15 protein-coding genes and 1 pseudogene are annotated in these 18,884 nt (G+C 61.7%); 8 read left to right on the plus strand and 8 right to left on the minus strand.

Annotation, left to right across the window (positions count from 1 at the left end; all coding sequences use genetic code 11):
• Positions 1-44 precede the first annotated feature (44 nt).
• Complete coding sequence (locus JN403_RS07495; protein ID WP_205486574.1) at positions 45-842, plus strand: cobalamin-binding protein; 798 nt, start codon at positions 45-47, stop codon at positions 840-842.
• Positions 843-859: 17 nt separating this feature from the next.
• Here JN403_RS07495 and JN403_RS07500 read toward each other — a convergent pair whose 3' ends face one another.
• The 6 genes and pseudogenes from JN403_RS07500 to JN403_RS07525 form a co-directional block, all read right to left on the minus strand.
• Complete coding sequence (locus JN403_RS07500; protein ID WP_205486576.1) at positions 860-2,743, minus strand: TonB-dependent receptor; 1,884 nt, start codon at positions 2,741-2,743, stop codon at positions 860-862.
• A 67-nt stretch (positions 2,744-2,810) separates the two neighbouring features.
• Positions 2,811-4,699, minus strand: a pseudogene (gene dxs / locus JN403_RS07505) (1-deoxy-D-xylulose-5-phosphate synthase).
• 159 nt (positions 4,700-4,858) lie between these two features.
• Entirely contained in the window at positions 4,859-5,746 is an 888-nt protein-coding gene (ispA, locus tag JN403_RS07510) for a (2E,6E)-farnesyl diphosphate synthase (RefSeq protein ID WP_172609849.1), read from the minus strand.
• Positions 5,743-5,985 carry an exodeoxyribonuclease VII small subunit gene (locus tag JN403_RS07515; RefSeq protein WP_205486578.1) on the minus strand — a complete coding sequence of 81 codons (243 nt, stop codon included), beginning with the start codon at positions 5,983-5,985 and terminating at the stop codon, positions 5,743-5,745. The genes ispA and JN403_RS07515 overlap by 4 nt, the downstream gene beginning before the upstream one ends.
• A gap of 413 nt (positions 5,986-6,398) precedes the next feature.
• Positions 6,399-7,592: an L-dopachrome tautomerase-related protein gene (locus JN403_RS07520; protein WP_205486579.1), complete on the minus strand. Its 1,194-nt coding sequence runs from the start codon at positions 7,590-7,592 to the stop codon at positions 6,399-6,401.
• Between the two features lie 56 nt (positions 7,593-7,648).
• Entirely contained in the window at positions 7,649-8,656 is a 1,008-nt protein-coding gene (locus JN403_RS07525) for a zinc-binding alcohol dehydrogenase family protein (RefSeq protein ID WP_205486581.1), read from the minus strand.
• Positions 8,657-8,772: 116 nt separating this feature from the next.
• Here JN403_RS07525 and JN403_RS07530 point away from each other — a divergent pair, with 116 nt between their 5' ends.
• Positions 8,773-9,678, plus strand: a complete 906-nt coding sequence (locus JN403_RS07530) for a LysR family transcriptional regulator (protein ID WP_205486583.1) — start codon at positions 8,773-8,775, stop codon at positions 9,676-9,678.
• Positions 9,679-10,106: 428 nt separating this feature from the next.
• On the opposite strand, the gene JN403_RS07535 is transcribed toward JN403_RS07530, so the two are convergent.
• Positions 10,107-11,891 (minus strand): IlvD/Edd family dehydratase, encoded by a 1,785-nt coding sequence (locus tag JN403_RS07535; protein ID WP_205486585.1) that lies wholly within the window; start codon positions 11,889-11,891, stop codon positions 10,107-10,109.
• A 48-nt stretch (positions 11,892-11,939) separates the two neighbouring features.
• Complete coding sequence (locus tag JN403_RS07540) at positions 11,940-13,115, minus strand: fumarylacetoacetate hydrolase family protein (RefSeq protein ID WP_205486586.1); 1,176 nt, start codon at positions 13,113-13,115, stop codon at positions 11,940-11,942.
• A 121-nt stretch (positions 13,116-13,236) separates the two neighbouring features.
• Between JN403_RS07540 and JN403_RS07545 the strand changes: the two genes are divergently transcribed.
• From JN403_RS07545 to JN403_RS07570, 6 genes are all read left to right on the plus strand, one after another.
• Positions 13,237-14,178: a LysR family transcriptional regulator gene (locus tag JN403_RS07545; protein ID WP_205486595.1), complete on the plus strand. Its 942-nt coding sequence runs from the start codon at positions 13,237-13,239 to the stop codon at positions 14,176-14,178.
• Between the two features lie 133 nt (positions 14,179-14,311).
• Positions 14,312-15,697 (plus strand): MFS transporter, encoded by a 1,386-nt coding sequence (locus JN403_RS07550; protein ID WP_205486598.1) that lies wholly within the window; start codon positions 14,312-14,314, stop codon positions 15,695-15,697.
• A 341-nt stretch (positions 15,698-16,038) separates the two neighbouring features.
• Positions 16,039-16,791 carry an Asp/Glu racemase gene (locus JN403_RS07555; RefSeq protein ID WP_275900179.1) on the plus strand — a complete coding sequence of 251 codons (753 nt, stop codon included), beginning with the start codon at positions 16,039-16,041 and terminating at the stop codon, positions 16,789-16,791.
• A gap of 58 nt (positions 16,792-16,849) precedes the next feature.
• A complete protein-coding gene (locus tag JN403_RS07560; RefSeq protein ID WP_240356843.1) occupies positions 16,850-17,788 on the plus strand; it encodes a LysR family transcriptional regulator in 939 nt (312 codons plus the stop codon).
• Positions 17,730-18,026 carry a LysE family transporter gene (locus JN403_RS07565; protein WP_240356845.1) on the plus strand — a complete coding sequence of 99 codons (297 nt, stop codon included), beginning with the start codon at positions 17,730-17,732 and terminating at the stop codon, positions 18,024-18,026. Before JN403_RS07560 ends, JN403_RS07565 begins: the two co-directional genes overlap by 59 nt.
• 193 nt (positions 18,027-18,219) lie before the next feature.
• Positions 18,220-18,882, plus strand: a complete 663-nt coding sequence (locus JN403_RS07570) for a hypothetical protein (RefSeq protein WP_205486603.1) — start codon at positions 18,220-18,222, stop codon at positions 18,880-18,882.
• The last annotated feature ends 2 nt before the right edge of the window (positions 18,883-18,884 follow it).

Consider the following 18,884-nt stretch of genomic DNA (forward strand, 5'->3'; position numbering starts at 1 on the left):
CTCGGCAGTCTCTGCTATTGCCCGACACGGCCTGGAGACGCTTGATGCGCCCACTGATTGGCTGCCTGCTGTTGCTGATCGCCTTTCAGGCCGGCGCGGCCCAGCGGGTGGTCAGCCTCGCACCTTCTCTTACCGAAATCGTTATCGAACTGGATGCCGCCGATTTGCTGGTCGGCATCCTCGATGGCGGCCCGCGCCCGGCGAGGGTCACCGGCCTGCCTTCGGTGGGTCGATACGGCCAGCTCGACATCGAGGGTTTGCTCAGTTTGCAGCCTGATCTTCTGCTGCTGTGGCCCGGCAGCGCCAGCGCGGCCCAGCGCGATCAACTCAAGCGCCTGAACATTCCCACCTACACCGCCGAGCCCCACACGCTGAACGAGCTGGCTGATCAGATCGAACAGATGGGCGAGCGCCTTGGCCGCGCTGACCGTGGACAACAGGCCGCGAACGATTTCCGTCAGCGATTGGCCGCATTGCGTGAACGCTATCGGCATGATGTGCCGCTGAAGGTGTTCTACCAGGTGTGGGATCAGCCGCTTTACACCGTAGGCGGCGGGCAGATCATCAGTGATGCACTGACCGTCTGCGGCGCGCGTAACGTGTTCGATGACCTGACCCTGCCTGCGCCGCAGGTGAGTCTCGAGTCAGTGCTGCAGCGCGACCCGGATGTGATTCTGGCCAGCGACGCTGCGTTGTTGCCGGCATGGAAAACCTGGTCGCAGTTAATGGCCGTGAAAGCCGGTCGCCTGTTTGCCGTGCCCGATAAAGGCTTGGAACGGGCAAGCGGACAGATGGTGGGCGCGGTGGCAAAGTTGTGCCGCGTGATGGCGCCAGATCGCTAGATCAGGCGGATGCAAATCTACAGCTCCGGCGTCCAGGTCACGCCAAACATCCACGTTCGACCCTCTTCGCGATAGCCGTAAGTGCTGCCATCGAAGCTGTACAGCGTGCGGCTGTAGCGCTTGTCCAGGGCATTATCCAGCTTGAACTCCAGCTTCACTTCGTCGCTGGCTTTCCAGCTGCTGCGCAAACCGAACAGCGAGTAGCCGCCGATATGCTGGGTGTTGGCCTCGTCGTTGTAGCTGTCACTGACGGCCTGCCAGCTGGCACCGACGCCGAGGCGATCAAACTGCCGATCAAGATCGAGATTCAGGGTTCGGCGGGCGCGGCGGTTGAGCGTATGGCCGGTGTCTCGGTCACGTGGGTCGATGACCGACGCGCCGAGCTTGCCGGTCCAGCCGAACAACTGCTGCTCAAGGGATGCTTCAAAACCATTGATCCGTGCCGAGCCGATATTTTCAGGGCGAAAGTCGCTGTCGAGGGCGATGGCGTCCTGCAGGTCCGTGCGATAGAGCGAGGCCTCAAGACGAGCCGTGTCGCTCAGGCGACTGCGCCATTGAAGCTCGTAGTTTTTCGAATGCTCGGGTTTGAGATTCGGGTTGCTGAAGTCCGGGTAATACAGGTCATTAAATGTCGGCGCGCGGAAGCCCTCGCTGTAGGACAGCAGCACATCGTTGGCGTCATTGAGCGGCACGATGAGCGTGCCGCTCCAGGTGTTCTGACTGCCGAACTGCTCATTCTGATCGTGGCGCAGGCCCAGCTCGGTCGAAAAGTGCTCGCCTTTGAAACGATGCTGGATGAACGCCGCGTGGTTCCAGCGGCTGTCCTCGTCGAACGCCGTGCTGCTGTTGACGCGATCTTCGTACCAGTCGCCACCCAGCATTAGGCTGTTGCGCTCGTCCAGGGTCAGATCGTTCTGCCAATTGACCGAGTCGCGGTAGGTGTTGAACACGTAGTGATCGTCGCTCAACTTATCTAGCGTCTTCTCGCGGTTTTCGCTATGGCCGAGCTCCAGGCGGGTTTTCCAGGTCTGGTTGATGCGGGCGTCGACATTGGTGCCGAGGCTGCTCAGGTCGAACTTGCTGTACTGCTGCTGCCCCACGGTATTGAACGTGACCGGGTCGAACAGGCCGAACGGATTGTCGAACTCGGTCTTGCCCCGGTTATCCAGCGCGTTGAAGCCGACTTCCACGTCGTCGCTGAGCCAGTGGCTGAGGCTGAGGCTCAGGGATTTATTGCGGTAGGCGTCGTGATCGTCATCGCTGGCGAAGGACGGGCCGGTGCGGTCGATGCCTGCCGTTTGATCCAGGCTGGTGCTGAGGTTGAAGTGCGTCTGCTGATCGCCGCCCGACAGGCCGAGGCTCTGCTGCTGCGTACCTCGATTGCCGAAACCCGTATGCACGCGTGCCTGAAGGCCTTGCTCGGCGCCCCGTCGGGTGAAGATCTGGATCACGCCACCAATGGCGTCAGCGCCGTAGATGACCGAACGTGACCCGCGCAGCAGTTCCACGCGCTCGATCTGCTGGACGTCGAGGTATTGCAGGTTACTGTCGGCCGAGGTGGCATTGGCAATGCGCTGGCCATCGACCAACACCAGACTCTGCGCGGCCTTGGTCCCGCGAATGAAAATCCCCGGCAGACTGCCGCGACCGCCGCTGGGCGCAACTTGCACGCCGGGCACGCGACTCAGCAGGTCGGTGACGCTACTCGGTTGCAGCCGCTCGATGTCGGCGCGGGTGAACACAGTGTTCGCCGCGCTACTGGCGTCACGTTGCTCAACCTGGCGATTGGCGCTGATCAGCACGTTGTCCAGTTTCAAGGCGCTTTCGCGATCAGGCTGATCGGCAAAGACCTGCGTGGCGGGGATGAGGGAGAAGGCAAGGGCGACGCGGGAAAGGGTCATTTGATTGATCGCATAACTTGCAGGCGTGACCGGGGTGGACTGCCACCTCGGTCACGCCTGCAAGTGGTTACATCTTCAGCAGGCGCTGGTTGATCGACGCTTCGATCCCGGCGGCATCCAGCCCGCACTCTGCCAGCATCTGCGCCGGTTTTGCGTGCTCGACGTACACGTCCGGCAGGCCCAGGTGCAGCACTGACTTGAGAATGTTCTCCCGCGCCAGAAACTCGCTGACCGCCGCGCCTGCGCCGCCCATGATGGCGTTTTCTTCGATCGTCACGAGCAAGTCGTGGCTGCTGGCCATTTCGCGCACCAGTGCCTCATCCAGCGGTTTGACGAAGCGCATGTCGACCACGGTCGCGTCGAGCTTTTCCGCCACGATCAGCGCTTCGGTCAACTGAACACCGAACACCAGCATCGCCACTTTGCTGCCTTGACGACGAACCACGCCTTTGCCGATTTCCAGCGGTTCGAGACTGCTCTCGATCACGGCATTGGGGCCGTTGCCGCGCGGGTAACGCACGGCGGCGGGGCCTTTGAACAGGTGACCGGTGGTGAGCATTTTGCGCAGCTCGTTTTCATCGCTCGGCGTCATGATCAGCATGCCGGGGATGCAACGCAGGTACGACAGATCGAAACTGCCGGCGTGGGTTGGGCCGTCCTCGCCCACCAGACCCGCGCGGTCGATGGCAAACAATACGTCCAGATTCTGCACGGCCACGTCATGAATCAGCTGGTCGTAACCGCGCTGCAGGAACGTCGAATAGATCGCCACGACTGGCTTGGCGCCTTCGCAGGCCATGCCCGCCGCAAGCGTCACCGCATGCTGCTCGGCGATGGCAACGTCGAAATAGCGCTCCGGGTAACGTTCGCTGAACGCCACCAGATCCGAGCCTTCTTTCATGGCGGGCGTGATGCCGACCAGACGTTCGTCCGCTTCAGCCATGTCGCACAGCCACTGACCGAATACGCCGGAGTACTTCGGCCCGCCGGCTTTTTGGGCACGACAGGCGCGTTCAGCGGGTCGAGTTTGGTGATCGCGTGATAGCCGATCGGATCAACCTCGGCCGGGGCGAAGCCTTTGCCTTTCTTGGTGACCACGTGCAGGAACTGCGGACCCTTAAGGTCACGCATGTTGCGCAGGGTGGCGATCAGGATAGGCAGGTCGTGGCCGTCGATCGGGCCGATGTAGTTCCAGCCGAGTTCTTCGAACAGCGTGCCGGGCACCAGCATGCCTTTGGCGTATTCCTCGGTACGACGGGCGATTTCCCACGCGCCGGGCAGCCGCGACAGCACTTTCTTGCTGCCTTCGCGCATGCTCGCGTACGTGCGGCTTGAGAGGATTTTCGCCAGATAATTCGACAGCCCGCCAACGTTGCGCGAGATCGACATGTCGTTGTCGTTGAGGATCACCAGCATGTCGGCGTTCACTTCGGGCGCGTGGTTCAGCGCCTCGAAGGCCATGCCGGCGGTCAGTGCGCCGTCGCCGATCACGGCAATGGATTTGCGCTCACTGCCTTGCAGCCGGGAGGCGATCGCCATGCCCAGCGCGGCGCTGATGGAGGTGCTGGAGTGACCGACGCCGAAGGTGTCGTATTCGCTCTCGCTGCGACGCGGAAATGCCGCCACACCGCCTTTCTGGCGCAAGGTTGACATCTGCTCGCGACGACCCGTGAGGATCTTGTGCGGGTACGCCTGATGACCGACGTCCCAGACCAGCCGGTCGTCGGGCGTATCGAAGACGTAGTGCAAGGCCACGGTCAGTTCGATGACGCCGAGGCCGGCGCCGAAGTGGCCGCCGGTCTGGCCAACGGTGTAGAGCAGCTCCAGGCGCAGTTCGTCCGCCAGGGCTTCAAGCTCTGCTTCACCTAAGCGGCGCAGGCCGTCCGGCGTCACTGCCTTGTCGAGCAGGGGCGTGGACGGGCGCTCGCGGGGAATCTCTTTGAACGTCGTGGGCATCAGGCGAATCGTTATAAGTAAAAGAGGCGGCAGTTTACCTGATGCATTGCCGGCTGCGCACGATGTGCAGCAATGCGATGTTCAGGGGTAACGTTTACCGGCGAAATCGGGCAGCGGCAGCAAGGGCCGCCTGCACCCGATAAATGCTATGACCTGCGCTTAGTTCCGGCGTTCGACGATATAACGCGCCAGGGCCCGCAAGGGTTCGGCGGCCGCGTCGAACGGTCGCAGCGCCACGAGGGCCTGGTCGCGCAACTCAAGTGCGTAATGTTTGGCTTCTTCCAGGCCGAGCAGCGCGGGGTAGGTCGGCTTGTCACGAGCGATGTCGGCGCCCTGACGTTTGCCCAGCGTGGCGGTATCGCTCTCGACATCGAGAATGTCGTCCTGCACCTGAAACGCCAGGCCGATGGCGCGGGCGTAGATCTGCAGCGAATCAAGCTGGACCTGGGTTGCGTTGCCGCTGGCCAGGGCGCCGAGCCTGACGCTGGCTTCGATCAGTGCGCCGGTTTTATGCCGGTGCATGAATTCCAGCGCCTTCTGGTCGAGCTTGAGTCCGACCGAGCCGAGATCAATAGCCTGCCCGCCGACCATGCCGGCAGGGCCGGATGCACGGGCGAGGGTGGCGACCATCTTCAGCCGGGTGTCGGCGTTTTGCGGGGTCAGTGCGTTGTCGCTCAGCACGCTGAACGCCAGGGTCTGCAGGCCGTCGCCAGCGAGGATCGCGCAGGCCTCGTCAAAGGCTTTGTGGGTCGTGGGCAGGCCGCGACGCAAATCGTCGTCGTCCATGGCCGGCAGGTCGTCGTGCACCAGCGAATACGCGTGGATCAGTTCGACCGCGCAGGCTGCGCCGTTGGCGTGCTCGGCGTTGCCGCCCAAGGCTTCGCAGGCGGCGTAAACCAGCAGCGGGCGCACGCGCTTGCCGCCATTGGTGACGCTGTAGCGCATGGCGGCGTAAAGGCGGGTCAATTCAGGGGCGGGCGCATCGAACAGAGTCTCCAGCGCCGCATTGACGCGAGCCTGGCTGAGTGCCTGATACGCCGCGATCATTCCGGCTGTTCCGCGTCGAACGGCTCTTCGGCGAGCTCGCCATCGCGCTCCAGCAAGACCTGCACTTTTTGCTCGGCCTGGGCCAGCGCGCTCTGGCACTCGCGGGTCAGGCGGATGCCTTGTTCGAAGGCGATCAGTGAGTCTTCCAGCGACAGCTCACCGTTCTCCAGACGCTCGACGAGCGTTTGCAAATCCGTGAGGGACTGTTCGAAATCCAGTGCAGCTTTCTTGCGGGCCATGGCGGCTATCCCGGTAGACGTTAAACCGGCGCGACACTAGCAGAGCGCAGGCATCGGGGCAAATGAGAAGGGGGCGCCGGTGACGGCTTGCCGCGCATCACTCCACAGGAATTGCATCTGCCTCGCGGTTGTTGGCCACAGATGATGGACATGCGGGAGTCGAGCTTGCTCGCGAAGAGGGCCGAACATCCGCTAAATCTTCAGCGGCCGTAATACCGTCTTCGCGAGCAAGCTCACTCCTACAGGAGTTGCATCTGCCTCGCGGATGTTGGCTGCAGATGATGGACATGCGGGAGTCGAGCTTGCTCGCGAAGAGGGCCGAACATCCGCTAAATCTTGAGCGGCCGTAATACCGTCTACGCGAGCACGCTCACTCCTACTGCGCTTTCGCGCGACTGACTAAGCCTGCCCGATCAACGAGTCGGCGCAGGCGCGGCATCGATCTTCACCCGCAGCAGGCTGTAGGGCTTTTCGCGCAGATCCTTGCCGTTGTGGAAACCGGCCTGGCGCTGCAACTGGTTGGCGATGAAATACAGGTAGCCATCCGGCCCGACCGACAGGGTGTCCGGCCATAGCACGCGAGGGTCGTGAACGATGGTCTGCCAGTTGCCGTCGGCCAGGCGTTTGCGGATGCCGTTGTGCTCGTAGTCGCCGGCGTAGACCGCGCCATTGGCGTCTGATTCCAGACCGTCCGAGGCACCTTTTTCGCCGAGGTCTTTAACCGCAGCGTTTAGTTGTGCCTCGCTCACGCTGGCATCGCGCAGCATCTCGGTGGGTACGGCAAACAGGTGGCGGCTGGAAAGCGCGCTGAAGTACAGCGTCTTGCCGTCAGCGGAGAGCGCGATGCCATCAGACGCAACACCCATGGTTTTCGGCTTGCCGTCCGGGCCTTTGCTGACCAGCGCGGCCTGGCCTTCGACCACCGGCTTGAACTCAGGGTCGACCGAAGTCGATTTCGCGCCGCTCAAGCGACGGGTCGCCTTGCCGCTGGCGATGTCCATGACGATGATCGCGCCGGGCCCGGAGACCGATGAATCCGTGACATAGACCGTGCCTTCCTTGCCGCTGCGAAAATCAAAGCGCATGTCGTTGACATAGGTGCTCGGCAGGATGACGTTGGCCGGGAAGACCAGCGTCTTGACCACTTTGTTACTGGCCAGATCAACCGCCACCAGCTTGGCGCCGCCGGCTTTTGGTGCGGCGAAATTCGGCGCAGCGGTGTCCAGCAGCCAGACGCGGCCCTGACCGTCGGCGACCACGCTCTGCACGCTGATCAGCCCTTTAGCCGGGTCTTTGGGGTCTTCTTTGTTGATGGCTGCATCGGGATAGGCGATAACCTTGCCGTCGCGGATTTCACCCACGGTGAACGGCACGTCGTCGCCCCAGTGCGGGAAGTTGACGAAGATGCGCCCGGTTTCCGTCACGGTCACGCCGGTGGGCATCGCGTCGTGGAAGGCGAACACCTGCTCAAGCTGACCGATGGTCTTCTCCGCCGGCGCATTGGCGGGCAGGGCGGTGGCGGGGGTTGCGGTCGTGGCGGCGATGCCGGTCTGGCAGATCAAAGCGACTGACAGGGCCAGCGCCGACAACATTACGTTCTGCTTCATGGACACAAACGGCTCCCGGCCTGCCGCAGCAGGCCATTCAAATAATGTAAACAGGCTCAGAAACCTTCGAGGACGATCTTGCCCTTGGCCTTGCCGCTTTCGATCACGGCATGGGCGCGGCGCAGGTTTTCGGCGTTGATCGCGCCGAAATGCTCACCGAGGGTGGTCTTCAGCACACCTTGGTCGATCAGGTCGGCGACGCGATTGAGCAGTTCATGCTGGGCAATCATGTCCGGCGTTTCGTAGAGCGAGCGGGTGAACATCAGTTCCCAGTGCAGCGACAGCGCCTTGCGTTTCATCGGCACGACGTCCAGGGATTTCGGGTCATCGATCAGCGCCAGCTGGCCTTGTGGCTTCAGGGCTTCGATGAGCTGCGTGAAGTACGAATCGGTGTGGGTCAGGCTGGCGACATGACTCACCTGGCCGACGCCGATCTGATTCAGTTGCTCGACCAGCGGCTGGCTGTGATCGATGACGTGATGAGCGCCCAGGCTTTCGACCCATTCGCGGGTTTCCGGACGCGACGCTGTACCGATGACGGTCAGTTTGGTCAGTTGGCGGGCCAGTTGCACCAGAATCGACCCGACGCCGCCACCGGCACCGATGATCAACAGGCTGTCACCTTCGCCGCCGCCTTCCTCAAGGCCCAAACGGTCAAACAGCAACTCCCAAGCGGTGATCGAGGTCAGCGGCAGCGCGGCGGCGTGGGCGTTGTCGAGGCTCTTGGGCTTGTGCCCGACGATGCGCTCGTCGACGAGGTGGAATTCGCTGTAGCTGCCCGGACGGGCGATGGAGCCGGCATAGAACACTTCGTCCCCTGCTTTGAACAGCGTGACGTCGCTGCCCGTTTCACGCACAACCCCGACGGCGTCCCAGCCGACCACTTTGGGTTCGGTGGCAGCAGAGCCGGCGCGGATTTTGGTGTCGACCGGGTTCACCGAAATCGCTTTGACGTCCACCAGCAAATCGCGAGGGCCGGGCGTTGGTTTGGGCAGTTCCATGTCGAGCAGCGCGTTGGGGTCTTCGATGGGCAGACCGTGCTGGGTGAAGGCGATGGCTTTCATGGCGATCTCTCTAATCAATGAACACAAGGTGGCTTAATCGTTGGACCCATCTTGTTCTTGTTCGTCATGCTGAAAAACCAGCAGAATCCGGCAACACTTTCACGGCTGGAGTGAAGATGATCCGTATCGACGACCTGACCCTCTTCGTCCGTACCGCTGCGCTGGGCAGCTTCTCCAATGCTGCGCGGGAGGTGGATCTGTTGCCGGGGCAAGTTGCGGCGGCCATCAAGCGCCTCGAACGCGAGCTGGATATCCGCCTGTTTGCCCGTTCGACGCGCAGCCTGCGCCTCACCGCCGAAGGCGAGCAGTACCTGCCGACCGCTCAAACGGTGCTCGATGCCTTACGGGATGGCCGGGAAAAGCTGCGGCGGGAAAGTGCCGAGTTGCAAGGCACGCTGCAGGTGGCGGCGCCTTCGGATCTGGGGCGAAACATGCTGCTGCCCTGGCTGACGGATTTCCGCAGTCAACATCCGGCGCTGAATCTGCGCCTGTTTATCTCCGATCAAGTGGCCGATCTGTTTCGAGATCCGGTGGACGTCGCCATTCGCTACGGCGTGATCGAAGACGCGAACTACATCGCGTTGGCCCTGGCGCCATGGAATCGCCGGGTGTTGGTGGCGTCGCCGGAGTATCTGGCGCGCAAGGGCCGGCCCATGGTCTCGGACGACTTGCTGCGGCACGAATGTTTGCTGTTCACCCTGGCGGGGCGGGTGTACGACAAGTGGCGGCTCGGTGGTCGGGTGTTTTCGGTATCGGGCCCGTTGCTCACCGATGACGCGGATCTGGTGAGGCGTTGGGCGGTGGCGGGGCAGGGTGTGGCGTACAAATCGTGGCTGGATGTCTGCGAGGACGTGCACGCCGGGCGGCTGGAACTGTTGCTGCCGGATTACCCGGGCGAGCCGACCCCGCTTAACCTCGTCTGCCCGCACCGCAAACAGTTTTCCCCGGCGGTGCAGCAGTTGCATTCACTGTTGAAAAACCGCTTCGCCGAAATGGAGAAGGGGTTGCCGGCGTTGTTGTGATGATGAGTTGTGATCGTTCCCACGCTCCGCGTGGTAATGCGGCTCCTGACGCTCCGCGTCACCTGACAGCGGACGCGGAGCGTCCAGAAATGCGTTCCCACGCAGAGCGTGGGAACGATCAAGGTCCGCAATGGATCCTCCGGTGCGTCACCATCTTGAGCGAACGCAAAACATGTGGGAGTGAGCTTGCTCACGAAGACTGCATTCCAGTCGCTGAAGATTTAGCGGATGTACTGGCCTCTTCGCGAGCAAGCTCGCTCCCACAGTTGGAGTGGCGTCGTGCTCTAGATCTCATGATCGTTCCCACGCTCTGCGTGGTAATGCGGCTCCTGACGCTCCGCGTCACCTGACAGCGGACGCGGAACGTCCAGAAATGCGTTCCCACGCAGAGCGTGGGAACGATCAAGCCGGGCGACACATCTGCGGTGTCAATGGGAATGCCGCGGCTCGCCACTCCGTGCAATCACCCGCAAATGCAAGGTCGCCGGTTCCAGGCATCCGCCGGTGGACAGTTGCCCCACCAACTGCCGATACAGCTCCTGCCACGGGGTTTGCGAGGCGGGCATCTTCGGCTCGAACAACGCGCGGCGCGCGGCCATTTCTTCGTCGCTGACCAGCACATTGACGCTGCGGTTGTTCAGGTCCACGCGCAGCCGGTCATTGGTTTTCAGCAACGCAAGGCCACCGCCTACCGCCGCTTCCGGCGACATATTGAGGATCGAAGGGCTGGCCGACGTGCCGCTCTGCCGGCCATCGCCCAGGCACGGCAACGAGTCGATGCCCTGTTTGATCAGCGCAGACGGCGGCGCCATGTTCACCACTTCGGCGCTGCCGGGATAACCGACCGTGCCGGCGCCACGGATCACCAGAATGCAGCGCTCGTCGATTTCCAGCGAAGGGTCGTTGATCCGCGCGTGATAATCCTCGGGGCCCTCAAACACAATGGCTCGCGCCTCGAAGCTGTTCTCCGCGCCCGGCTCGGACAGATAGGTCTTGCGGAACGCCTCGCCGACCACCGACATCTTCATGATCGCGCTGTCGAAAAAATTGCCGCTCAACACGATGAAACCGGCGCGGTGCTTGAGCGGGTCTTCATACGGACGGATCACGTCGGCGTCGTGAGCGACGGCGTTGCGCACGATGTCACCGATGGTTTTGCCGGAGACCGTGCCGCAGTCTTCGTGCAGCTTGCCGGCCTTCTGCAACTCGTGCATCACCGCTGGCACGCCGCCTGCGCGGTGGAAGCCTTCGCCCAGGTACTTCCCGGCGGGCATGCAGTTGACCAGCAACGGCACGTCTTCGCCGATGCGCTGCCAGTCGTCGAGACTTAACTCGACACCCATGTGCCGGGCGATGGCGATCAGGTGCGGCGGGCAGTTGCTCGAAGCCCCCAGGGCCGAGGCCACCGCGATTGCGTTTTCAAAGGCTTCGCGGGTCATGATCTGCGAGGGGCGCACATCTTCGCGGACCAGATCGCAGATGCGCTTGCCGGTCATATAGGCCATCTGCCCGCGTTCGCGGTACGCCGCCGGAATACTTGCGCAGCCGGGCAGCGACATGCCCAGTGCCTCAGCCAGCGCGTTCATCGAAAGCGCGGTGCCCATGGTGTTGCAGTGGCCCACCGACGGTGACGCCGCCGTGGTCATTTCCATGAAGCCTTCGTAATTAATCTCGCCGGCCGCCATTAAATTCCGCGCGTGCCACAGCACCGTGCCGGAACCGATCAATTCGCCCTTGTGACGACCGTCGAGCATCGGACCGCCGGACAACACGATGGCCGGCAGGTCGGTGGTCGCCGCCGCCATCAGGCAAGCTGGCGTGGTTTTGTCGCAGCCGGTGGTCAGGACAACGCCGTCCAGCGGGTAGCCGTGAAGAATTTCCACCAGCCCGAGGTACGCCAGGTTTCGGTCCAGGGCCGCAGTCGGCCGGCGCGTCTGCTCGGCCATCGGGTGCACCGGAAACTCCATCGGAATACCGCCCGCATCGCGAATCCCGGCTTTGACCCGCTGGGCGAGCTCCAGGTGATGACGGTTGCAGGGCGCCAGATCAGAACCCGTCTGAGCGATGCCGATGATCGGTCGGCCCGATTGCAGCTCCTCGCGGGTCAGGCCGTAGTTCATGTAGCGCTCGACGTACAGCGCCGTCATGTCAGCGTGTTCCGGATCATCGAACCATTGCTGGCTGCGAAGGGGGCGTTTAGGCGTGTCGGACATGGTTCGGGTCTCTCTTGGAATTAGGTGTGCTGCGTAAGGTGTTCAGCGTTACAACAAACCGCGTACGGCGAGATTACGTATCAACGCGCCGACGCCGAACGTCCACGGCGCCGCGTCACTGCTGTGGGTCACCTCGTTGTGCAGGCCGCCGAACAGGCTGCTGCTGATACTGACCTGATCGCCCAGCTTGTGGGTGAAACCGCTGCCGGCATGGTCGCGGTCGGCGGTCGGGGCGAAGAGGGTGCCGAGAAACAGCAGGAAACCATCCGGGTATTGGTGGTTGGCGTTGAGCGCCTGGCCAGCGATGTCGGCCGGATCGCGGCTGATCTGCGACATGGAGCTTGAGCCTTTCATGACATAACCGTCATTGCCTTTTACCTGCAGATCGACCACGCAGTTGCGCACGTCATCCAGGGAAAAGGTTTCGTCGAACAGCCGAATGAACGGGCCGATCGAGCACGAGGCGTTGTTGTCCTTGGCCTTGCTCAAAAGCAGCGCGCTGCGCCCTTCGAAGTCCCGCAGGTTGACGTCGTTGCCCAGTGTCGCGCCGTGGATCTGCCCGCGGCTGTTCACTGCCAGCACCACTTCCGGCTCGGGGTTGTTCCACTCTGACTTCGGATGAATGCCCACCTGGCTGCCACTGCCCACCGCTGCCAGCACCGGCGCTTTGGTGAAGATCTCGGCGTCCGGCCCGATGCCGACCTCAAGGTACTGCGACCACATGCCTTGCTCGATCAACAGCGCCTTGAGCGTGCTGGCTTGTTCGGAGCCGGGTTTGATGTTGCGCAGGTTATCGCCGATCGCGTTCTGCACGATGGCGCGCACGCTTTCCGCCTTGGCCGGATCGCCTGCCGCCTGCTCCTCGATCACCCGCTCGATCATGCTTGCGGCGAAGGTCACCCCTGCGGCCTTGATCACTTGCAAGTCCGCTGGCGCCAGCAGGTACGGTTTGTTGGGATCAGGCGTCGCGGTCGAATTCGCCAGCAATTCTTCGAGGCTGGCAACGCGCGTGCCCTGGGCTTCGCGTACCGCAGCCACCGGCGATTCCAGCTCCAGCAAGTTGCTCAACGTGGCGAAGCTCGACGAAAGATCGAACACTCCATCACTGCGCAACACCACGGGCGACGGGCCGCCGACTTTACCGGGCACCCAGGCGCGGCCGATCAACGTGCCATTCAGGCCGTCGGCGGGGAGGGTGTTTTCGGGAGTGAGCTGAATCGGCATGGTGAAGTCCTCAACGCTTTTTGTGGTTTATCAGCGACCCTAATCAGCACCGGCGATAAACTCCAATGACATCTGCTTAATAATCGATAACACTGGGTTATCGCTCCTTGAGGCCGCGCTCATGTCGGATATTTCCTTCTCAACAGTCTGTAACTGGCTCAAGTTCAAGCATCTGGTGCTTATCGAAACCCTTGCGCGGACCCGCAACATGCACGCGGCGGCGCAACACATGAACCTCAGTCAGCCGGCGGTGAGCAAAATGCTGCGCGAGATTGAGCGCCTGTTGGGTTTCGATGTGTTCGAGCGTCTGCCGCGCAACATGCCGCCGACTGCCCTCGGTGAGCACGTGGTGCGCTATGCGCAGATCGCCCTGAACGACGCGAGCAAGTTCGTTGATCAGATCAGCAGCCTGCGGGAAGGCGGGCATGGTTTTCTCAAAGTAGGAGCGATTTTCGCGGCGACTGCGGTGGTGCTGCCGGAAGCCATCGTGCAATTGAAAGCTCGCTGGCCGCTGCTGTCGATCGAAGTGGTGGAGCAGACCAGCGATCACCTGATGGAAATGCTCGACGACAAGAAGCTTGATCTCGCAGTGGCGCGCTACACCAACGAAAACCAGCAGCAGGTGTACGACTTTCAGGCTCTGGCGCCGGAGCCATTCTGCATGGTCGTTAACAGTCGTCATCCGCTGACCGAACTGGCGCAGACGCCGCTGCAAGCACTTGGAAACTGGCCATGGATTCTGTATCCACTGGGCACTCCGATTCGCGCACGGATGGAGCAGGCCTTCGTCAAGGCCGGCATCCCCACCCCGAAGAACACCATCGACACCATCTCGATGCAGACCTTCCTGCAAGTCCTGCAGGCAGGGCCGATGATCGCGATGTTGCCCGCGTCCATGGCGCAGCCGCACCTGGATTCGGGTCTGCTGAAAGTGCTGAACACGCCGCTGAAACTGGCGCCTCGGGACTACGGAATTCTTACTCGCCGCGGCGAGCCGTTGCTGGGGGCGGCGTCGGAGTTCGCCGAAATCCTGCTGGCGAATGCACGGCTGGCGCATCAATAAGCGATAACCCGGCGTTATCAATCAATGGAAACAAGTCATTATCCTAATCAATACCCTTGTCAGTAACATCGGCCCGTGTTTCGACCCTCCATAACAACAATACAGGCGCGTCCGAGTGCCTGGAGGTCCCACCATGGAAACCGTTTCCCAGCGCCTGCCCGAGTCCTCGGGTCCCGGGCACGCCAGCTTTGAAGACCGCACCTACCGCAAAGTCATCCTGCGCATCCTCCCCGTCCTGCTCCTGTGTTACATGGCGGCCTATCTGGACCGCGTGAACATCGGCTTCGCCAAGCTGGACATGCTCAACGATCTGCAATTCAGCAATACCATCTATGCCCTCGGCGCGAGCATGTTCTTCTGGGGCTATTTTATCTTTGAAGTACCCAGCAACTTGCTGCTGCATCGCTTCGGCGCGCGGTTCTGGATCGCCCGGATCATGCTCACCTGGGCCATCGTGTCCATGGCCGTCGCGTTTACTGTGCCGCTGGCGAAGTTTTTCCATATCGAGTCGGAAACCATGTTCTACGTGCTGCGCTTCTTGCTCGGCATCTGTGAGGCAGGATTCTTTCCCGGCGTCATCCTTTACCTCAACTACTGGTTTCCTACCCGTCGGCAAAGCCGGGTGATGGCAGGTTTCCTCATGGCGATGCCCATCAGTCTGACGCTGGGCGGCGTGATTTCCGGCTGGTTGATGACCCGAATGCAGGGCGTCAACGGCATGGCCGGCTGGCAGTGGCTGCTGATCATCGAAGGGCTGCCTTCGGTGGTCATGGCCTTTGTGGTGCTGGCGTTCATGGCCAATAACATCGACGCGGCCAAATGGCTGTCGCCCCAGGAAAAGGCCATGCTCAAGGCCAATCTGGAGACCGACAGCAAAGGCAAGGCGACGAGTCTGCGCGAGGTGTTTTTCAACGGACGCGTATGGCTGCTGGTGCTGATCCTGCTGACCTTCAACACCGGGTTCTACGGGCTCGCGTTCTGGATGCCATCGATCATCAAAAGCGCCGGCGTCTCCAACCCGATGGACATCGGTCTGCTGACGGCCATCCCCTACGGCATCGCCGTGATCGCCATGACCCTCAACGCGCGGCACTCCAACAAGACCGGCGAGCGCCGCTGGCACGCAGCGATTCCGGCGATCATCGGCGGCATCGGCCTGATCCTCAGCGCCTACTTCGCCAGCAACGTGGTGCTGTCGATCATCTTCCTCAGCGTGTCCGCCTCCGGCGTGCTGAGCCTGATGCCGATCTACTGGACCCTGCCGGGCACCGTGCTCTCCGGCGTCGCGGCCGCTGCGGGGATCGGCATGATCAACGCCATCGGCAACCTGTCGGGTTTCACTGGCTCGATGATCACCGCCGTCGCCGAGAACCTCACCGGCAACATCAACAACGGCACCTACGTGCTGGGCGCCTGCTTGTTCATCAGCGCGGGACTGATTCTGTCCATCCCACGGGCGATGCTTGGCAATCACAAGGCCGAAGCGCCTGCGCGGGGCGAGGTGCTTTCTCACGCTTAAATGAGGTTAAGCGAACGGCGCTTTTCCCTGCGGGATATTCCTCTGGTCCAGACGCCAAGGTTTCGCGCAGTAAACGCGGTACCTGTGGGAGTCGAGCTTGCTCGCGAAGACGGCATTTCAGTCGCCGAAGATTCAGCGGATGTTCCTGCCTCTTCGCGAGCAAGCTCGCTCCCACATGAACAGGTGCCGGCACTAATACCGCGCCCCGGTCATCCATATCTTTGTTGCCTGCCATCGCCAGCCGCGATGGCAGGCTCACCATTGCCTGATATACGCCGCTCACGGTCACTCCTAGCATCGGTCGCACATGACCTCGCCGTCGGCGAAATGGAGAAGACCCTGTGAGAAATTTCCGGATTGGCCAGATCGTCCCCAGCTCCAACACCACCATGGAAACCGAGATCCCCGCGATGCTGACGTCGCGGTACTCCCTGTTCCCGGACGAGCGCTTCACCTTCCATTCCTCCCGCATGCGCATGATGAAAGTCAGCCCCGAAGAATTGAAGAAAATGGACATCGACAGCGACCGCTGCGCGCTGGAATTGAGCGATGCCCGGGTCGATGTCATGGCGTACGCCTGCCTGGTGGCAATCATGTGCCAGGGCGCCGGTTACCACAAAGTGTCGCAGGATCGTCTGAGTAAAACCGTTGCCAGCAATGCGTCCGACGCACCCGTGCTCAGCTCGGCCGGGGCGTTGATCGACAGCCTCCTCATGCTCGACTACAAGAAAGTGTCCATCATCACGCCCTACATGAAGCCACTCACCCAACAGGTCATCGACTACATCGAAGCGGCCGGCATCGAAGTGGTGGATGCCATCAGCCTGGAAGTCTCCGACAACCTGCAAGTCGGGCGCCTCGACCCAATGGATCTGGTTTCCCACGCCGACCGGCTCAACATCGGGCAAGCTGATGGAGTGGTGCTGTCGTGCTGCGTGCAGATGCCCTCGTTGCCCGCCATCCAGGTCGTACAGGATCGTCTCGATAAGCCGGTGCTGTCCGCCTCCGTGGCGACTGTCTACCAGATGCTCAAAACCCTCGGCCTAAAAGCGCAGGTTCCGAACGCCGGCCATCTGTTGTCGGGCGCGTTCTGAGGCGATGTCTGACGGGGTACTATGGCGGCCACTCAGGCCAGCACGCCCGGTACCCCACATGAAACTCGACCCCGTCTCGCTGCGCCTCTTCGTCAGCGTCGTCGAAGAAGGCACTATCGCTGCCGCTGCCAAGCGCGAACACATCGCGGCTGCGGCCGTCAGCAAGCGGCTTAGCGAACTGGAAGAGCTGCTCGATTCCCGGCTGCTCAACCGCACCAACAAAGGCATCACCCCGACCGATGCCGGCCTGTCGCTGCTGTTCATGGCCCGCAGCGCGCTGAACAACCTCAACGACATCGTTCTGCAGATGCGCGACTACTCCAACGGCACGCGCGGCTCGGTGCACGTGCTGGCGAACATATCTGCCATCACCCAATTCATGCCCGGCTTGATCAAGTCGTTCATGGCGCTTTACCCGCTGATCAACATCGTCCTCGAAGAACACCAAAGCCTGGCGATCACCAAAGCCGTCGCCGAAAACCGCGCCGAGATCGGCATCTTCACGCGCCTGCCCCACGGCGCCGACATCGAAGTCTTTCCGTTTCGCACCGACCGCCTCGTATTGATCGTGCCCAACGACCACCCGCTGGCAGGCCGCGAGTCCGTACGCTTCAGCGACACCCTCGACCACGAATACGTCGCCCTGCGCAGCGGCACCCACCTGAATTTCCAGCTGATCAAAGCCGCCAACGACCTCGGCCGCTCCCTGAGAATCCGCATGGAAGTCGCCAGCTATGACGCCCTGAGCCTGATGGTTCAGGCAGGCGTCGGCGTCGGCATCATGCCGGAGGGCAGCGCAGGGATTTACCGAATGGACGGTGCGAAAGTGGTTCAGCTGGAAGAGGATTGGGCCAGCCGCGAGCTCAACATTTGCGTGAGATCGCGGGAGGGATTGTCGGTGGCGGGTTCGTTGTTTTTGCGCCATGTGCTGGCGGCAGATGCGCAGCCTCCGAAGCGCATTCAAACAGGGCGTCGCGACCAACATTGCCAACCCTAAGTCAGTCGCGTTTTACGCCGCGATCTTTTCCGCTGCCGCGCCTAGTCATGTCGAGGTTGAAACCTTCGCGGCAATGCCGGCGATGGTCGGCCTCGTGTCCTCTGCCTGGTACGCACTGATCGCGACCGCGTTATCACGGCCCCGAATTGCCGGTGCGTATGCCAGCAAGAAGAAGGCGATTGATCGGGTGTGTGGGGCGGTGATTGTGATGCTTGGGGTTAGGCAGATGATTCGATGAAGATGCGCTTTCGGCTTTCCCGGCTAATGCCAGTCCCACTGAATGCACGCTGTCAGTAGGACCGGCTTCAGCCGGGAAGTGGCCCGTCCGGACACCAAAAAGCTACCGACAGCCGATTCGTCTTTTCCGCCTGTTGGCGCGTCGAGCCCAGCGTCGGTATCCTCAACCATCGCCGAATGGACCACCCATACCCATGCTGATCTTTGATTGCACCCAAGACGCCGCTGATTTTTTCTCGAAGAAAGTGAAGGGCAAAATCATCAGCGCCGTGCAGCCCGCCGCCGCTGCCCAATTGCTAGAAGCGGACAGCACAGCCCACGAGCGAGTGGATCGCTGGCAGCTGCACGTCACCAAATTTGGCAGGATCCACGTCCTTGTCGCCATGAAAGTCGACACGCGCTACGCGATGATGTTCGTCGGCCTGAAACGCAACGACGTGCAGGGTTTTCTGGCGCAGTTCACCGCTCGGTATCTTGTTGAATTGCTCGTACTGGCGGGAAACGTTCTCGGGGAAATTCCGCCTCAGGCTGAGCTCCAGCGTCATGTTGATGTGTGGGAAGAAAGCTTCCAGCCCGTGCATTTCTTCAAGCGTAGCGATCGGAGTGTTCAAACACACATCAATTCAGTGCTCGACATGGCGGCTCGCCGCGAATACGTCGGTCCAGGGCTGCCAGTCGACGAGCCAGACCTTATTGGGTTCGACGGTGTGGCCAACCGATTCTACCGATCGATCAGAGGATCGGATTACATCATCCCGGCTGAGCTTGAGCTGAAGCAGGTTTATCCAAGATTGGGGATGGTGATGACGGAAGTGGAGATGACGGAGGCGTACAAGAACTGGAATGCATCGAGGTGAGC

Source organism: Pseudomonas sp. 15A4 (assembly GCF_016925575.1).
Lineage (GTDB): Bacteria > Pseudomonadota > Gammaproteobacteria > Pseudomonadales > Pseudomonadaceae > Aquipseudomonas.

Excerpts from the sequence above, each read along its gene's own strand:
- JN403_RS07495 (WP_205486574.1), top strand. The coding sequence starts at position 45 with ATGCGCCCACTGATTGGCTGCCTGCTGTTGCTGATCGCCTTTCAGGCC.
- JN403_RS07500 (WP_205486576.1), bottom strand. The coding sequence starts at position 2,743 with ATGACCCTTTCCCGCGTCGCCCTTGCCTTCTCCCTCATCCCCGCCACG.
- ispA (WP_172609849.1), bottom strand. The coding sequence starts at position 5,746 with ATGATCGCGGCGTATCAGGCACTCAGCCAGGCTCGCGTCAATGCGGCG.
- JN403_RS07515 (WP_205486578.1), bottom strand. The coding sequence starts at position 5,985 with ATGGCCCGCAAGAAAGCTGCACTGGATTTCGAACAGTCCCTCACGGAT.
- JN403_RS07520 (WP_205486579.1), bottom strand. The coding sequence starts at position 7,592 with ATGAAGCAGAACGTAATGTTGTCGGCGCTGGCCCTGTCAGTCGCTTTG.
- JN403_RS07525 (WP_205486581.1), bottom strand. The coding sequence starts at position 8,656 with ATGAAAGCCATCGCCTTCACCCAGCACGGTCTGCCCATCGAAGACCCC.
- JN403_RS07530 (WP_205486583.1), top strand. The coding sequence starts at position 8,773 with ATGATCCGTATCGACGACCTGACCCTCTTCGTCCGTACCGCTGCGCTG.
- JN403_RS07535 (WP_205486585.1), bottom strand. The coding sequence starts at position 11,891 with ATGTCCGACACGCCTAAACGCCCCCTTCGCAGCCAGCAATGGTTCGAT.
- JN403_RS07540 (WP_205486586.1), bottom strand. The coding sequence starts at position 13,115 with ATGCCGATTCAGCTCACTCCCGAAAACACCCTCCCCGCCGACGGCCTG.
- JN403_RS07545 (WP_205486595.1), top strand. The coding sequence starts at position 13,237 with ATGTCGGATATTTCCTTCTCAACAGTCTGTAACTGGCTCAAGTTCAAG.
- JN403_RS07550 (WP_205486598.1), top strand. The coding sequence starts at position 14,312 with ATGGAAACCGTTTCCCAGCGCCTGCCCGAGTCCTCGGGTCCCGGGCAC.
- JN403_RS07560 (WP_240356843.1), top strand. The coding sequence starts at position 16,850 with ATGAAACTCGACCCCGTCTCGCTGCGCCTCTTCGTCAGCGTCGTCGAA.
- JN403_RS07565 (WP_240356845.1), top strand. The coding sequence starts at position 17,730 with ATGCGCAGCCTCCGAAGCGCATTCAAACAGGGCGTCGCGACCAACATT.
- JN403_RS07570 (WP_205486603.1), top strand. The coding sequence starts at position 18,220 with ATGCTGATCTTTGATTGCACCCAAGACGCCGCTGATTTTTTCTCGAAG.